Source organism: Mycobacterium sp. 23 (assembly GCF_048287075.1).
Taxonomy (GTDB): Bacteria; Actinomycetota; Actinomycetes; order Mycobacteriales; family Mycobacteriaceae; genus Mycobacterium; species Mycobacterium gordonae_B.
Window position 1 is genome coordinate 2,309,157 of sequence record NZ_JBLVUX010000005.1, and the last position, 14,416, is coordinate 2,323,572.

Genomic DNA, 14,416 nt, shown 5'->3' on the forward strand with positions numbered 1-14,416 from the left:
GATAGACTCCTTACGGATTGATTTGGTGATTGAGGTCCTGGCAGACCTTGATTGCTTCGACGAGGTAGTGCCGCAAGTGCGGAGCTACCTCGTCTTTGTTTCTGGCGAACCGGTCGTCTGCCAGAAGCCTTTCCATCCGCGAAGTGAGGTTCTTCAAGTCCAAGCCGATTTCGCGGGCGGCGTCGGTCAAGGGCCGCCGACGCGGGGTGGCCGGCTCCTGCGAAGGCTTAGGTGCCGGGCGGGCCGGCTGATACTTCTTGCCATCCAGTCCGGTGACTGGCTTGGGCGGATCAGCGACTGGTGCGGCTGACCCCGCCTTCGCCAGCGCCTCCGCCATTCGATCCGTCTGACCGGGAGTTGACGGCGTGACCCCACCCGGAATGTTCATGTAGTTCTCGGGCAGCGGAGGCAGATGCTGCTCAGCGACAATCAGGTCGTCGGCCAGCTGATCTGGTTCGACATCGGGTTCAGGTGTACGACTTCGTACACGTGCCAGCTCATTCTGAACAGTCATGACCGGCTCGTTGGTTGCCGATGCAATCGCCCGAATACTCAGCCCGGATTCACGTAACGACGCAACGACCTCTGCACGTTCTTCGCGCGGCAGCCGTAACCGGGTGGTGCCGAACTCGCGGGTGCAGTAGTCGTCCCACGATGAGTAGCCCAAGGCATCCCATGCCCGTTCGGTGTACGCACGGGTGATGAGCTCCCAGACGGCTTCCACGCCGACCTTGATCCGGTCGGTAAGAACGCGGGCATCCTCCGCGGCCATCACGGCAACGGCTGAGGTCATCAGGCGACCTCGTCCACTGGGAAGGAAGTTGTAATCGCGGCCAGTGGTACACCCAGGACCTGAGCGACCTTTCGGGCCATTTCGGGTGTGCACCGCTTACGCCCGGACTCGATGTTGGACATGTGCGGGTGGGTGGTTCCGCAGGCGACGGCGAACTTTCCGAGTTTCCAGCCGTATGCCTCACGGAGCGCTTTGATGGTGGCTCCGGTCCGAACCGGATCGTCGTTCTGCTCCATGTTGGCAACAGTAGGAACGAAAAGGAACTGTGTCAAGCATGGTTCGGAAACGTGTCCTTCTGAGACCTATTTGCGCAGGTCAAAGCGGAACCACGTTCCTGTAGTTTCAGGCGTGGGTTTCCGGGTTTTTGGCATTAGGAACGGTTTCGCCAATCTGGATGTTTCTTTCTGTTTCCTGCACCATTAGCGCCATGACAGGTCTGGATGGGAAACGCCTCGGCAGCCGGGTGGTGCAACGTCGTGAGCAGCTGGGCATGCGAACGACAAAAGCACTGGCCGAGCGGGTCGGGATGACTCCCCGCGCTCTAGGTGACGTAGAGAACGGCCGCCGAACAAACTACTCCCCCGGCACGAAGGCTCGCCTGGAAATCGCGCTGGAGTGGCAGCAGGGAAGCGTCGACGCGACCCTCGGTGGCGGTGAGCCCACGCCGCTCCCCGTAACGACCGAATCCCTGCACCAGCAGGCCGCCATTCTCCGAGCTGGCATTGAAATGCTGCGCGAGGAGCAGCAGTCCTCAGAGGGCCTTTCTACGGCGAAAGAGCTTGAGCTCGACGTGATGATTGGCCGGCTCGCTTCGACGCAAGCGGAGCTGGCGGACGCAGAGTATCGGCATCACCAAGCAGTGGAAGATGAGCGCGCTGCCCAACTCGTTGCCCTCTGGCTGCTGGCTCATCGCGTGAGCAACCCCGAATCTCTGGCCCCTGCGCGGTTCACTGACGCCGCTGTGGCGTTGGCGCGGCAGGTGGCCCTGTTCGCGGAGTCCGAGGTTGGTGGGTTCAGTCGGATGCAGGAGCTTCGGCGGGAATATGCCCGCGTGGATGAACACAAGGAGGATGGAGATGCAGTGGAAGGTGGCGCGGCGGCGGGAGCATCGAGCGAAGCGCAGCAAGGCCAGGAGGTTTTAGCGGCGACGGAAGGGGATGACCCGGCCGCGGCGGTCAACCGAGATTTGCCGGACCGTGTCAAGGACCTGAGCGGTCTCGGTGGCGTCCCAGGTGTCGACGGGGGCGGCGGTCAGGGCGATATGGAGGGCGGCCATGACGCGGTCTGTTGATGGGTTGTCTTCGCCGGGGCGCTCCACAGGGGTGTCCTCCTGGTGAATCGTTGGATGGTCCAATGTGCGCTTTGGCGAGTATTTGAATGCGTGACAATGAATGTTTTCAAGAATTTAACTGGCCCGTTAGTCAGTTCTCGATGTGCGTTGGTAACAGGTGTTTTGCGGGATGTTTGGCGGCTAGGTCACGTTTAAAACCGCTGGTCAACGGCTACGCGATACTACACGTATCCAATAGCGCTTATTTGACAGTTGACAGTACTGCATGTGGTCTAGTGCCCGACTTATATTCAAAAGGACGTCAGTCGGGTATGGATGATTCGCTGGGGCCAGCGAGCAGCTTGTCCATGACGTCGGAGACGGCCTGGAAGCTGCGTCGGTCCAAGTGGCCATACATGTCGACGGTCGTCTTGATTGATTCGTGGCCGAGGTGGGCTTGGATGACCGGCAGTGGCATCCCGGCCGCTATCAGCCAGGAAGCACACGTGTGTCTCAGGTCGTGGATGCGGGGGCGGGGAATGAGCTTGGCCCGCGCGGTGGCCGGCCACCAAACATTCGCGCGGAAGTTCGGAGCGCGCACCGGGCCGCCTGCTCCACGGTTACCGTGGCCAGGATTGGTGAATAGGTAGTCACCGGAATAGTCGAGCTTGTCGAGCACGGCGGGCGGCACGTTGATGGTTCGATTTGAACGCTTGGTCTTGGTGGTCCCGATTCGGTAGGGCTGCCGCTTCCACGCCCGGGAGATCCGCACAGTGTTGTGGGTGCGGTTGACGTCGCCCGGGTATAGCGCGGTCGCTTCCGACCATCGCGCCCCAGAGGTCACAAGGAACTCAGTGAGGGGCTTCCACTGTTCAGGAATTTCGGCGAGCAGTCTGTTGAACTGTTCGTGCGACAGGAACACCATCTCCATGCGCACTGAGGTAGGCAGTCGCGTGCGGGATGCCGGGTTGCTGGGGATGTGCCCAGCCTCGACTGCGGCGGCCAGTGCCGGCGACAGTAGCCCTCCGTGCTTGTTGGCTATCGTCTTGCCGCTTGATCCGGCCAGCTCCATTCCCTGCACCCAACGTCCGACGTCGTCACGTGACAATTCAGTCAGTGGGATTGCACCCATTGAAGGGGTGATGTCCTTGCGGAGAATGCCTCGGTAGTCGGCGATGGTGCGCCTGTCGATACCCGTCAGGTGGTCGATGTAGTGCTTGACCCACTCGGCGACGGTCATTGCCTCCCCACTGGCCCGCTGTTGACGCTCCAGCCTGTGCAGCGCAATCGCCTTCTCTGCGCCGAGCTGGTTGACCGCAGCCTTGAACGCCTCGGCCATCTGCTCGGTGTCGAAGGTGTAGCAGCTCTGGGTGCCGTCGGCGTACCGGAAGTACACGCGGTGCGCCCACGTGCCGTCGCCGCGTTGCTTGCTGCGAATCGAAGCCATGCGGCTTACTCTAGCCGCTGTGGTGAATAATCTGGTGAATAACGATTTGGAGCTTGTTTCGTAGTGTCTGACCTGCTACTTTCAGTGGAGCTGCCGGGAATCGAACCCGGGTCCTACGGCATTCCCTCAAGGCTTCTCCGTGCGCAGTCCGCTATGTCTCTGCTCGGATCTCCTGGTCACGCGAACTAGCCAGGATGACGATCCCAGTCGCTGTTGGTGTCCCGATGAGTCCCGCGACCGAACTCATCGGTTGATCCCTCTAGCTGATGCCGGGGTCCGGGGCGAGGGCGTTCCCGGTCCGACAGACTAGCTGTCGCTTAGGCAGCGAGAGCGTAGTCGCGCTGATGTGAATCGGCGCTTATATGGTTGCAACGACGCTTACGGTGGTCTCTTGCCTGCACCGGCACGCTTCCCTTGATTCGATGCGCGAAGTCGAAACCGTTCAGCCCCTTGTCTTTGTTTCTTCGTGCATCCCTGCCGGTTCCCCGGCAGGACAACTCATGGTACGCCTCTATCAACCAGCGGCAACGCATTTATCTTCCCGACCGCAACGGCCGCATCGGCCGCAACGGCCGCAGACAACCGAGTCCCCCCGGTTAGCGGCCCGGGGGACTCGATCGAAACATCGTGCTAGCTGATGCCGACGGCCTCCTTGGCGATGGCGGCGACGCGGGTCTGCGCGGCGGAGACGATCCGCTGCCGATCCTTGTGCGCCTCCTCGTAGGCGATAATGACGCGGACGTCGCGAGGAGTGGTCAGGTCCTTGATCGCCGCGACGGCGTCACTGATGTTCAGCTCGTCGTAGTTCGCGATCGGCAACTCACTGGCGTCCAGGACGCCTACCGTCTCACGCCCCTCGTGCAGCGCGTCGGCGGCACCGTCGGCTCCCTCGTTACGGGTGACGCGCTCGGCGGCCCGCAACGCGGCGTTCTGCGAGGCCGACAGCGCCTTGGCAGCGATCTCGCCGGCGTTTCCGCCTCGCTCCACGAGCTCGCGGAACGCGGGACCGGCGGTGCGCAGGCTCTCGACAGCGCGGTCGATGCCGCGTGCCGACCAGGTCACTGGCAGGTTGACAAGCTTCACCGCGGTGCCGGCAGCCACCTGCACGGGGGTGCGGCGCAGCGCTGCCGGACCGCCGAGGGCGTCCTCGGCAAGCACCGTAGTCAGCCATTCCACCGTCGCGGTGTGCGCGGTGATCAGGCGGTCGGCCAGGTTTTCGACGTCCTTGTTCTTGGCAGCGATCGCCAGCGCCTTGGTGTAGCGGGCCCGGTCCAGCAGCTGGTCTTCCAGCGCCAGGTCACCCAGCAGTGCCTCGTCGAACGGCTCGGCCTGCTCGGTCAGCGCCTTGACGGCCGCGGCAGCGCGTCCGAGGAATGGGCCGATCACGTCCGGGTAGCCGCCCAGGTCCCGGATCCTCGCCTGGATGGCTTCGGCTCGCTCGCGGCCATGCTCGGCGTTCTGGCTCAGCTCCCGGCGTACCGCCTCGGTGCGAGCCTGAATCACCCGGGTTTCGGCAATCTGAATTTCGGTATTCGTCAGATCGAGCAGAGTGCGGAGCTGCGCGAGCAGTCTGGTCGTATCTGGTGCAGTCATTATCTGTAGACCTCCCTGAGTCTTACGGATGTGGGTGGCGCGATGGCGCCCGTAACTGTCGGCTACCCATCTCGGCCGACGAGTCAACATCCATATCCCAGGTGTGATCCACCTCGCTCCGTGCGACGAAAAGCTTTGTCAAATAACGAAGTTGATTCGCTCGACAACGCGTCCCGCCACGTCCCGATCACCGTCGAGCCCGACGTCCTGGCTGCGTGCGGGGCATAACGGGCGACCGCCGGCAAGCCGGGTGAACTGCAACGCGTCGACGCGGATCGTCGCGGTCGGCTCCGCGTCACCGAAGTCGTCGACCAGTTGCGCCCGGCCGTTGACGCTGACCCGTATCTGGCGCGCGTGCGGGCCGGTCAGGTCGAACAGGACCCGCGAGCCTTCGGGTGCTTTTGCCAGTTTGCCCACGACGAACCCCATCGAGGTCTCGACCTCGTCCAGCGACAACCGCAACGCCGGTCCGAGCAGTTCCTCGTCCGACGACGGTCGTTGCAGACCGATCCGGATGTCCTGTTCGTGCATCCAGCAATCGAACACCCGAATCCGCATGAACCGTCCGTAGCTGTCCGGCCCGGCCGGGGTGAAGGACACCGCGTTCCACTGCTCGTCGGTCATGGCCTCCAATACTTTTCGGCGCGCACCGGTGACCTCGCGGTATTTCCCCAGCACCTGCGCGCCCGGTTCCCCACCGAGGTGGCGCACCCAACACTCGTTCATCACCCCGATGTCGTTGCGCACATGGTCGAGCGCTTTGACGTCGATGTCGGGTTCGGGAGGACTGACGCCCTGCAGGAACGACTCGGTGCCGATGATGTGCGACACCACCGCCTTGATGTCCCAGCCGGCCAGCGCGCTCGGCTTCTCCCAATCCGCCTCCGACAGCCCGGCCAGCAGGGCATCGAGGTCATCCCAGACGGCGAACAGACCCGCCAGGACGTCGGACTTGTCGAGCAGGGTGACGGGACGGTCGGCCATGGGTGGATAGTACCTAGACGAGCAGGCCGAACCGCACGATAAGCAGCCCGCTGACGGCCACCAATACTCCCGCCGGGATTGCCCAGGGCCCGCCGAAGGCCACCGCACCCGCCCCCACAACCGCCGCCAGCGCCGCATGCACGATGCGCGCGACAACTCCGGCGCGGCCGCGCGCAGCCGAAACGAAAGTCCGGCGCGGCACCGCGCGCAGCAGCCAGACGAAGTTCCCGATCAGCACCACGACGCCCATCACGATCAGCACCTGCATCATCACGGTGCGGAAATCCGTGCGGCCGTGGGACGAGCCGACGAACGCGCATAAGATACCCACCATTACCGCCAGTACGGTGACGCGGCGCAGGATCGTCGCGAGGACCGCACCGATGTTGCGGCGCACCAGGTTTCCCAGCGTCGGGTCGCTGCCCGCGGCTCCGAGGAAACCGCGCAACGCATGACCGAACTTTCCGCCGCGCAGCCGGTTGACGGCCAGATTGTTCTGGGCCTCGGCATTGGCGGGATCAAGCGCCAACACCCGCTCGTAGGTGGCCGAGGACTCTGCGATGTAACCGAGGTCGTGCAGGATGGTGCCGCGCAGCACCAGCGTGTCGACATCGGCGGGCGAGAGCCGCAGCGCCTCGTCGACCTCGATCAGCGCGTCGTGGTACCGGTGCGCCTTCTGCAGTACGCGGGCGTAAAGGCGATGGGACAGAACCTCATAAGGGTGCTGCGTCACCGTTCGCCAGGCCATCCACACCGCTTCCGGACCGCGCCCCTGCCCATCCAGCGCGAGTGCGTAGATCCGCATGGCAAGTTCGTCGTGCGGTGCGGCAGACAGGGCGGCATAGGCGCTGGAAGCCGCCTGCGCATGGTCGCCGAGCAGGTACTCGGCGCGGGCATTGTGGGCCAACAACCCGGGATCGTTGGGGTGTTCGGCCAGCACCTGCCGCAGCACCTCACGCGCACGCTGATAGTTCTTCGACTCGATGTACGCGTCGGCGACCACGATGGCCTCGGCCACCGGGTCCGCGCCCGATGTCATTACCGAATTTTCCTGCGCCGCAAATACTTTGCCAACTCGTCGTAGCTGCCGTCACTGTTGGCGAATTCGACGACGTTGCGCGCGGTCTCGAACCACGGTCCGGTGCTGGGACGGATCTGCGCCAGCGACGCGGTGACGTCGGCCATCGAGACGGGGCGCACCTGTCCGCTGCGCATCGAGTCGGCCATCGCCAATTGTGTTGCGCTATCACAGACATGAGCCAGATCGGCACCCGAGAATCCCTCGGTGCGTCCGGCCACGGCCTTGAGGTCGATGCCCGCCGCCGGCCGATCCCGCAGATGGTAGCGGACGATGCCGGCCCTGGCTTCGGCATCGGGTAGCCCGACGAAGACGGTCCGGTCGAAACGTCCGGGGCGCCGTAGCGCCGGGTCGACATCCCAAGGCGCATTGGTGGCGCCCAGCACGTACACGCCGTCGTTCGCCGAACCGGCCGAATCGAGTTCCTCCAACAGCGCGTTGACCACCGTACGTATCCCCGAGTTGCCGCCGAGTGCCGAACGGCGGTGACCCAGCGCGTCGACTTCGTCGAAGAACAGCACGCAGGGTGCATTACGGCGGGCAACGTCGAAGACCGAGCGGATGCTGCGTTCACTCTCCCCCAGCCAGCGGCTCAGCACGTCCGCGATTCCCACGTGGTAGAAGCCGGCGCCGAGCTCCCCCGAAATGGCTTTGGCGATATGGGTTTTGCCGCATCCGGGCGGACCGTACAGCAGCAGCCCACCGCGGGCGGTTATCTTGAACGCCTTCATCAGGTCGGGGCTGCGGATGGGCCCCAGCAGTGAAAGTTCAAGCTGCTGTTTGACTTCGGCCATGCCGGCGACGTCGGCCAGGCGCACGGTGCTGCGTTGCAGCACGTCGTAGTCGCCTTCGTGCACGACGTCGGCGGTGTCCTCGCCGCCCCCCTCCACGAATGCCGGTTCGATGATGTCCGCCAGCTGTTGCTCGGCACTCGTCCAATCGAACTGGGGCTCAGCCGGTCCCGGTCCCGACAGCGCCGCGCTGCAACGCTGCAGCAGGCTCAACGCGTCCGCATTGCCGGCATCGTGAGTGAGCGCGGCGCTGCAGTGTCCGACGGCCTCGGCGTAGCGCCCCTTGTCCGCCAGCAACCTGGCCAGGTGCACCCGCAGTTCGACCACGTCCGGGCTGCGCTCGACCGCCGCCGAGAGCTCCCTGATGACGGGGTCTTCGGTCATCAGCCCATGCCTTTGGCCCGGCGACCGAGTTCCCTGATCACCTCACGCTGAGCGTCGCGCTTGGCCATGTCCTGACGTTTGTCGTGCGCCTGCTTGCCACGCCCCAGCGCCAGCTCGACCTTGACCTTGCCGTCGGAGAAGTACATCGACAGCGGCACCAACGCGTAGTTACCCTCGCGGATCTTGCCGATCAGGGTGTCGATCTGGCGGCGGTGCAGCAGCAGCTTGCGGTTGCGCCGCGGCTCGTGGTTGGTCCAGCTCCCGTGCCGGTACTCCGGGATGTGCACGTTGCGCAACCAGATCTCGCCGTCGTCGACGGTGGCGAACGCGTCGACCAGAGATGCGTGCCCCTCGCGCAGACTCTTGACCTCGGTGCCCTGCAGCGCGATGCCGGCCTCGAACACTTCGAGGATCGCGTAGTTGTGCCGCGCCTTGCGGTTGCTGGCGATGATTTGTCGGCCGGGAGGCTTCTTGGCCACCGCTACCGCCGTATGTAGAGGCGCAGCGTCGCGTATGCCGTCAACCCCGACATCGCGACGCCGAGCAGCAGCAGGATCGGAGAGATGTAGACGATGTCGGCGTAGTCGACCTTGGCGATCAGATGTGCTTGATAGAACTGGCTCAGCGCCCCCTCCAGGAACAACGCCCGCACCGCTACCAAGCCCAGAATCGCGATCACCACACCGATGGTCGCGGCGAGCACCGCCTCCACCAGGAACGGCAGCTGGGTATACCACCGACTGGCGCCGACCAGACGCATGATGCCGATCTCCGTGCGACGGGTGTAAGCGGCCACCTGCACCATGTTGGCGATCAGCAGAATCGCGCCGATGGCCTGTACCAGTGCGACGGCGAACGCGGCGTTACTCAATCCGTCCAGCACCGCGAACAACCGGTCGATCAGCTGCTTCTCGTTGAGGATGCCGCGCACGCCGGGCTGGCCCTCCATCGCCGCGGCGAACTCGGCGTGCTGGTCCGGGTTGCTCAACTTGACGATGAACGACGCGGGAAACGAGTCCTTGCCGGCGACGTCCTTGAACTCCGGGAATTTTTTGATCGCGTCGGCGTAGGCGTCCTGCTGGTTGACGAACCGCACGGACTTGACGTCTTGGCGACTCTCGATCTTGTTACGCAGCGCCTTGCAGATGTCGCCGCCGCACGTTGGGTCGTTGGCCGACACGTCTTCGGTGAGATACACCTGCGTCTCGACCCGGTCGAGATAGATGGCCCGCGAGTTGTCGGCCAACCGGACCACCAGCAGACCGCCGCCGAACAGGCCGATGGAGATCGCGGTGGTCAGGATCATCGCGATCGTCATGGTGACGTTGCGACGAAGGCCGGTGACGACCTCGTTGAGTAGGAATCCGACGCGCACTTAGCGATCCATCCCGTAGACGCCGCGCTGTTCGTCGCGAACCAGCCTGCCCAGTGACAACTCGACCACACGCTGGCGCATCGCGTCGACGATGTGGTGGTCGTGGGTGGCCATCAACACCGTCGTGCCGCTGCGATTGATGCGCTCCAACAAATCCATGATGTCCTTACTGGTGTCTGGGTCGAGGTTGCCGGTGGGCTCGTCGGCCAGCAGCACCAGCGGCCGGTTGACGTACGCGCGGGCGATGGCGACCCGCTGCTGCTCGCCGCCGGAGAGTTCGTGCGGCAGCCGGTTGGCTTTGCCCGACAGGCCGACCGTCTCCAGCACCTCCGGAACCACCCGGTTGATCGCGTCGCCGCGGCGGCCGATGACCTCCAGCGCGAAGGCGACGTTGTCGTACACCGTCTTCTGTTGCAGCAACCGGAAGTCCTGGAAGACGCAGCCCATCACCTGGCGAAGCTTGGGCACGTTGCGCCCGCGCAGCTTGTTGACGTGAAACTTCGAGACCCGGATGTCACCGGTGGTCGGGGTCTCTGCGGCCAGCAACAACCGCATGAACGTGGACTTGCCCGAGCCCGACGGACCGATGAGGAAAACGAACTCACCCTTGTCGATTTTGACGTTGATGTCATCCAAGGCCGGACGTGCCGACGATTTGTACTGCTTGGTGACATGTTCCAGGGTGATCATCACGGCACGCCAGTGTAGCGGGGTGGTTCGCCGGGGGGCGAAACTCAGCGCGCCGGAGCCGGTGAGCTGGGCCCCGGAACAGGCGAGGAACCTGGCCCCGGTTGCTGGTTGGCGGGCGGTGTGGTCGGGGTCGTCGATGCCGGGCAGAAGGGCGGCGGCAGCAGGCACGGCAGGCCTGGTGTGGTCGTCGTGGTGGTCGGCGGAGGAGGCGGGGGCGTCGTCGTGGTCGGCGTCGGCGTGGGGGTGGTGGTGACAGGCTGCTGCTGCACCCGGGTGCGTGGCACCCAGGTGTAGCCGGGGTCGGGCACGAACCCGGGCGGCACCACCTGGCCAGGCGGCGTGTTGCTGCGCGGCGGCTCCGGTTGCGGACGGTAAGTGGCGTAGGTCCACCACAGCGCGAAGAACGCCACGATCAGCACCACGGTCGACGTGCGGACCCGGCCGCCGAACAGATGGCTGGGCGTCCGCCGCTCCCGGCTCTCCCGGACGCGCTGCACCAGGTTCAATCCGATCTGTTTCATCGCTTCGTCACCGATGTGTCGGCGTCGGTCACCTCGTCGGTCGCGGGCATCCCGGCGTCGTCGACCACTCCGACCGTCGCGTCCGCCGCGGTCACGATCCCGGCGCGCGCCAGCGCGCGGATCACCAGCACCCGCAACAGCCGGCCGGCCTCGAACTGCTTTCCGGGCAGCGTGCGGGCCACCAGGCGCAGCGTGACGGTGTCGACCGCGATGCTCTCCACGCCCATCACGGTGGGCGAATCCAGCAGCAACTCGCCCAGCAACGGGTTGTTCTGGGCGTTCTCGCACTCCTGATGCAGAACCTCGTTGACCCGGTTCAGGTCGGCGTTCGTCGAGACCGGAATGTCGACGACGGCACGCGCCCAGTCCTTGGAGAGATTGACCGACTTGACGATCTGGCCGTTGGGCACGGTGAACACCTCGCCATCGGCCGATCGCAACCTGGTCACCCGCAGAGTCACGTTCTCCACGGTGCCGGTGGCGTCCGTCGTCGAACCCTGGATGGTCAGCTTCACCAGGTCACCGAAGCCGTACTGACGCTCGACGATGATGAAGAACCCGGACAGCAGATCCTTGACCAGCTGCTGGGCGCCGAAGCCGAGGGCCGCGCCCACGACGGTGGCCGGTGCGACCAGGCCACCCACCGAGAACTGCAGCACGTCGGCGATCTGCATCATCACCATGATCGCGATGATCACGATCGACACCCAACGGATCACCGAGGCCACGGCCTGACGGTGTTTGGTCGCCTCCGAGCGCACCAGCGCGTCACTCTCGGCGAAGCCCAGGTCGAGTTGGCGGGAGATCCGCTGGGCTACCCAGCTGACAAAGCGCGCAGCCAGCACCGCGGCAATGACCAGCATGGCAACACGCAGTCCCCTGGTGATGATCCATTCACCGAACGGGCCACGCCAGAAGTCATGCCACCGCTGCGCCGCGGAGGCGATGTATTTCACGTGGAAAGCGAGGTTATTAGTCGTCATCTTTTCTGTTGCGCCACCGGATTCCGGCTTCCAGGAATCCGTCGATGTCTCCGTCCAGGACGGCCGCCGGGTTGCCCACCTCAAACTCGGTGCGCAGATCCTTGACCATCTGGTAGGGGTGCAGCACGTATGACCGCATCTGGTTTCCCCAGGAGCTGCCGCCGTCGCCTTTCAAGGCGTCCAGCTCCGCGCGTTCTTCGGAACGCTTGCGCTCCAACAACTTTGCCTGAAGCACTCGTAACGCTGAAACTTTGTTCTGCAGTTGCGACTTTTCGTTCTGGCAAGTCACGACAATACCCGTCGGGATGTGGGTTAAACGAACCGCCGAGTCGGTGGTGTTCACCGACTGCCCCCCGGGACCGCTGGACCGGTAGACGTCCACGCGCAGGTCGCCTTCGGGGATTTCGATGTGGTCGGTGGTCTCCACCACCGGCAGCACCTCGACCTCCGCGAAAGACGTCTGACGTCGACTTTGGTTGTCGAACGGGCTGATTCGCACCAGGCGGTGGGTGCCCTGTTCCACCGACAGGGTTCCGTAGGCGAACGGTGCGTGCACGGCGAAGGTCGCGCTCTTGATGCCGGCCTCTTCGGCGTAGGACGTGTCGAACACCTCGACGGGGTACTTGTGCTGCTCTGCCCAGCGGATATACATGCGCATCAGCATCTCGGCCCAGTCCGCGGCGTCGACCCCGCCCGCACCGGAGCGGATTGTGACCAATGCCTCACGTTCGTCGTACTCGCCGGACAGCAAAGTGCGGACTTCGGTGGCCTCGATGTCGGCGCGCAGCGCCTTGAGCTCGGCGTCGGCTTCCACCAGGGCCGCGTCGGCCGCCGGCCCCTCTTCTTCGGCGGCCAGTTCGTAGAGCACCGGCAGGTCGTCGAGCCGCTGCCGCAACTCCTCGACGCGGCGCAATTCGCCCTGGGTATGGGACAGTTCGCTGGTCACTTTCTGCGCGCGCGCCTGGTCGTCCCACAGGTTGGGGTCGGACGCCTCCTGCTCGAGTTTTTCGATGCGGGTGCGCAGACCTTCGACGTCAAGCACCCTCTCCACCGTGGTCAGGGTGGAGTCAAGTGCGGCGATATCTGCTTGACGGTCAGGTTCCACAGGCGACAACGTTACCGGCACCACCGTCTAGCATCCTTCTACATGCGTCCCTATCACGTCGCCATCGTCGGCTCCGGGCCGTCGGGCTTCTTTGCCGCCGCGTCCCTGCTGAAGGCGGCCGACACCACCGACGAGATCGATGTGGCCGTCGACATGCTCGAGATGTTGCCCACACCGTGGGGCCTCGTGCGCTCCGGCGTCGCACCCGACCACCCGAAGATCAAGTCGATCAGCAAACAGTTCGAGAAGACGGCCACCGACCCCCGCTTCCGGTTCTTCGGCAACGTCGCCGTCGGTGAACACGTCCATGCGCACGAACTCGCCGAGCACTACGACGCGGTGATCTACGCCGTCGGCGCTCAGTCGGACAAGCCACTCAACATCCCTGGGGAGCACCTGACGGGCAGCATCTCCGCGGTCGACTTCGTCGGCTGGTACAACGCCCACCCGCACTTCGAGGAAAAGACACCGAACTTGTCGGGCGCCCGCGCCCTGGTAGTCGGCAACGGCAACGTCGCGATCGACGTCGCCCGCATTCTGGTTACCGACCCCGACGTGCTGGCGCTCACCGACATCGCCGACCATGCGCTGGAGTCGCTGCGCCCCCGCGGAGTCGAAGAGGTAGTGATCATCGGCCGGCGCGGTCCGCTGCAGACGGCATTCACCACGCTGGAGTTGCGTGAACTCGGCGAGCTCGAAGGGGTCGACGTGATCGTCGACCCGACCCAGTTCGAGGGCATCACCGACGAGGACGCCGAGGCCGCGGGCAAGACCACCAAACAGAACATCAAGGTGCTGCGCGGCTACACGGAGCGCGAGCCGCGTCCGGGCCACCGACGGATTGTGTTCCGGTTCCTGACCTCTCCGATCGAGATCAAGGGCGACGAGCACGTCGAGAGCATCGTGCTGGGCCGCAACGAACTGGTCACCGACGAAAGCGGTTGGGTATCGGCCAAGGACACCGGTGAGCGCGAGGAACTCCCCGTGCAGTTGGTCGTCCGCTCGGTCGGATACCGCGGTGTGCCGACCCCCGGGCTGCCGTTCGACGAGAAGCGCGGCACCATTCCCAACACCGGGGGCCGCGTCGAGGGCAGTCGCAACGAATACGTCGTGGGCTGGATCAAGCGCGGGCCGACCGGAGTGATCGGCACCAACAAGAGCGACTCCCAGGAGACCGTCGACACGCTGATCGCCGATCTGGCCGGTGCTTCCTTGGCTGAGTTCCCCGACGACCACGCCGACCGGATTTCGGACTGGCTTACCGAACGGCAGCCCAAGGTGATCACCTCGGCCCACTGGGACGTCATCGATCAGTTCGAGCGCTCAGCCGGTGAGCCGCATGGCCGCCCCCGGGTCAAGCTGCCGAACCTCGCTCGGCTGCTGCACATCGGGCACGGCTGAG

Annotated in this window: 15 protein-coding genes and 1 other RNA gene; 2 read left to right on the forward strand and 14 right to left on the reverse strand. The window is 64.7% G+C overall.

Going from position 1 to position 14,416, the window contains the following annotated elements:
- Positions 1 to 10: 10 nt before the first annotated feature.
- Both ACNQS7_RS12025 and ACNQS7_RS12030 read right to left on the reverse strand, forming a co-directional pair.
- Positions 11 to 793 (reverse strand): hypothetical protein, encoded by a 783-nt coding sequence (locus tag ACNQS7_RS12025; RefSeq protein WP_418012715.1) that lies wholly within the window; start codon positions 791 to 793, stop codon positions 11 to 13.
- The gene (locus tag ACNQS7_RS12030) at positions 793 to 1,029 is read right to left on the reverse strand and encodes a helix-turn-helix domain-containing protein (protein WP_418012716.1); all 237 of its coding nucleotides are present in this window, start codon (positions 1,027 to 1,029) and stop codon (positions 793 to 795) included. The genes ACNQS7_RS12025 and ACNQS7_RS12030 overlap by 1 nt, the downstream gene beginning before the upstream one ends.
- Before the next feature lie 191 nt (positions 1,030 to 1,220).
- Here ACNQS7_RS12030 and ACNQS7_RS12035 point away from each other — a divergent pair, with 191 nt between their 5' ends.
- Positions 1,221 to 2,084, forward strand: coding sequence for a helix-turn-helix transcriptional regulator (locus ACNQS7_RS12035; protein WP_418012717.1), 864 nt, complete (start codon positions 1,221 to 1,223; stop codon positions 2,082 to 2,084).
- A 301-nt stretch (positions 2,085 to 2,385) separates the two neighbouring features.
- On the opposite strand, the gene ACNQS7_RS12040 is transcribed toward ACNQS7_RS12035, so the two are convergent.
- The 12 genes from ACNQS7_RS12040 to prfB form a co-directional block, all read right to left on the reverse strand.
- Positions 2,386 to 3,510, reverse strand: coding sequence for a tyrosine-type recombinase/integrase (locus tag ACNQS7_RS12040; RefSeq protein WP_418012718.1), 1,125 nt, complete (start codon positions 3,508 to 3,510; stop codon positions 2,386 to 2,388).
- Between the two features lie 82 nt (positions 3,511 to 3,592).
- Positions 3,593 to 3,960, reverse strand: a transfer-messenger RNA (tmRNA) gene (ssrA, locus tag ACNQS7_RS12045).
- Between the two features lie 180 nt (positions 3,961 to 4,140).
- On the reverse strand, positions 4,141 to 5,103 hold the full coding sequence (locus ACNQS7_RS12050; RefSeq protein WP_418012719.1) for a ferritin-like domain-containing protein: 963 nt from the start codon (positions 5,101 to 5,103) through the stop codon (positions 4,141 to 4,143).
- Between the two features lie 138 nt (positions 5,104 to 5,241).
- On the reverse strand, positions 5,242 to 6,087 hold the full coding sequence (locus ACNQS7_RS12055; protein ID WP_418012720.1) for a maleylpyruvate isomerase family mycothiol-dependent enzyme: 846 nt from the start codon (positions 6,085 to 6,087) through the stop codon (positions 5,242 to 5,244).
- A gap of 13 nt (positions 6,088 to 6,100) precedes the next feature.
- Positions 6,101 to 7,126, reverse strand: a complete 1,026-nt coding sequence (locus tag ACNQS7_RS12060; protein WP_418012721.1) for a tetratricopeptide repeat protein — start codon at positions 7,124 to 7,126, stop codon at positions 6,101 to 6,103.
- Positions 7,126 to 8,340: an AAA family ATPase gene (locus ACNQS7_RS12065; protein WP_418012722.1), complete on the reverse strand. Its 1,215-nt coding sequence runs from the start codon at positions 8,338 to 8,340 to the stop codon at positions 7,126 to 7,128. Before ACNQS7_RS12065 ends, ACNQS7_RS12060 begins: the two co-directional genes overlap by 1 nt.
- A complete protein-coding gene (gene smpB / locus ACNQS7_RS12070; RefSeq protein WP_418012723.1) occupies positions 8,340 to 8,819 on the reverse strand; it encodes an SsrA-binding protein SmpB in 480 nt (159 codons plus the stop codon). The genes ACNQS7_RS12065 and smpB overlap by 1 nt, the downstream gene beginning before the upstream one ends.
- A gap of 2 nt (positions 8,820 to 8,821) precedes the next feature.
- Positions 8,822 to 9,715, reverse strand: coding sequence for a permease-like cell division protein FtsX (gene ftsX / locus ACNQS7_RS12075; RefSeq protein WP_310784734.1), 894 nt, complete (start codon positions 9,713 to 9,715; stop codon positions 8,822 to 8,824).
- Positions 9,716 to 10,405: a cell division ATP-binding protein FtsE gene (gene ftsE, locus ACNQS7_RS12080; RefSeq protein WP_055579925.1), complete on the reverse strand. Its 690-nt coding sequence runs from the start codon at positions 10,403 to 10,405 to the stop codon at positions 9,716 to 9,718.
- A gap of 44 nt (positions 10,406 to 10,449) precedes the next feature.
- Entirely contained in the window at positions 10,450 to 10,926 is a 477-nt protein-coding gene (locus tag ACNQS7_RS12085) for a hypothetical protein (RefSeq protein ID WP_418012724.1), read from the reverse strand.
- Positions 10,923 to 11,909, reverse strand: coding sequence for a mechanosensitive ion channel family protein (locus ACNQS7_RS12090; protein WP_418012725.1), 987 nt, complete (start codon positions 11,907 to 11,909; stop codon positions 10,923 to 10,925). Before ACNQS7_RS12090 ends, ACNQS7_RS12085 begins: the two co-directional genes overlap by 4 nt.
- A complete protein-coding gene (gene prfB / locus ACNQS7_RS12095; RefSeq protein WP_055579910.1) occupies positions 11,899 to 13,014 on the reverse strand; it encodes a peptide chain release factor 2 in 1,116 nt (371 codons plus the stop codon). The genes ACNQS7_RS12090 and prfB overlap by 11 nt, the downstream gene beginning before the upstream one ends.
- 42 nt (positions 13,015 to 13,056) lie before the next feature.
- On the opposite strand from prfB, the gene ACNQS7_RS12100 reads away from it, so the two are divergent.
- Entirely contained in the window at positions 13,057 to 14,415 is a 1,359-nt protein-coding gene (locus ACNQS7_RS12100; RefSeq protein WP_418012726.1) for an FAD-dependent oxidoreductase, read from the forward strand.
- Position 14,416: the final 1 nt, after the last annotated feature.

Bases quoted from the DNA above. Each gene is read 5' to 3' on its own strand.
- ACNQS7_RS12085 (WP_418012724.1), bottom strand. From the start codon at position 10,926: ATGAAACAGATCGGATTGAACCTGGTGCAGCGCGTCCGGGAGAGCCGG.
- ACNQS7_RS12050 (WP_418012719.1), bottom strand. From the start codon at position 5,103: ATGACTGCACCAGATACGACCAGACTGCTCGCGCAGCTCCGCACTCTG.
- ACNQS7_RS12100 (WP_418012726.1), top strand. From the start codon at position 13,057: ATGCGTCCCTATCACGTCGCCATCGTCGGCTCCGGGCCGTCGGGCTTC.
- ACNQS7_RS12065 (WP_418012722.1), bottom strand. From the start codon at position 8,340: ATGACCGAAGACCCCGTCATCAGGGAGCTCTCGGCGGCGGTCGAGCGC.
- ACNQS7_RS12060 (WP_418012721.1), bottom strand. From the start codon at position 7,126: ATGACATCGGGCGCGGACCCGGTGGCCGAGGCCATCGTGGTCGCCGAC.
- ACNQS7_RS12035 (WP_418012717.1), top strand. From the start codon at position 1,221: ATGACAGGTCTGGATGGGAAACGCCTCGGCAGCCGGGTGGTGCAACGT.
- ftsE (WP_055579925.1), bottom strand. From the start codon at position 10,405: ATGATCACCCTGGAACATGTCACCAAGCAGTACAAATCGTCGGCACGT.
- ACNQS7_RS12030 (WP_418012716.1), bottom strand. From the start codon at position 1,029: ATGGAGCAGAACGACGATCCGGTTCGGACCGGAGCCACCATCAAAGCG.
- ACNQS7_RS12055 (WP_418012720.1), bottom strand. From the start codon at position 6,087: ATGGCCGACCGTCCCGTCACCCTGCTCGACAAGTCCGACGTCCTGGCG.
- ACNQS7_RS12040 (WP_418012718.1), bottom strand. From the start codon at position 3,510: ATGGCTTCGATTCGCAGCAAGCAACGCGGCGACGGCACGTGGGCGCAC.
- ACNQS7_RS12025 (WP_418012715.1), bottom strand. From the start codon at position 793: ATGACCTCAGCCGTTGCCGTGATGGCCGCGGAGGATGCCCGCGTTCTT.
- ACNQS7_RS12090 (WP_418012725.1), bottom strand. From the start codon at position 11,909: ATGACGACTAATAACCTCGCTTTCCACGTGAAATACATCGCCTCCGCG.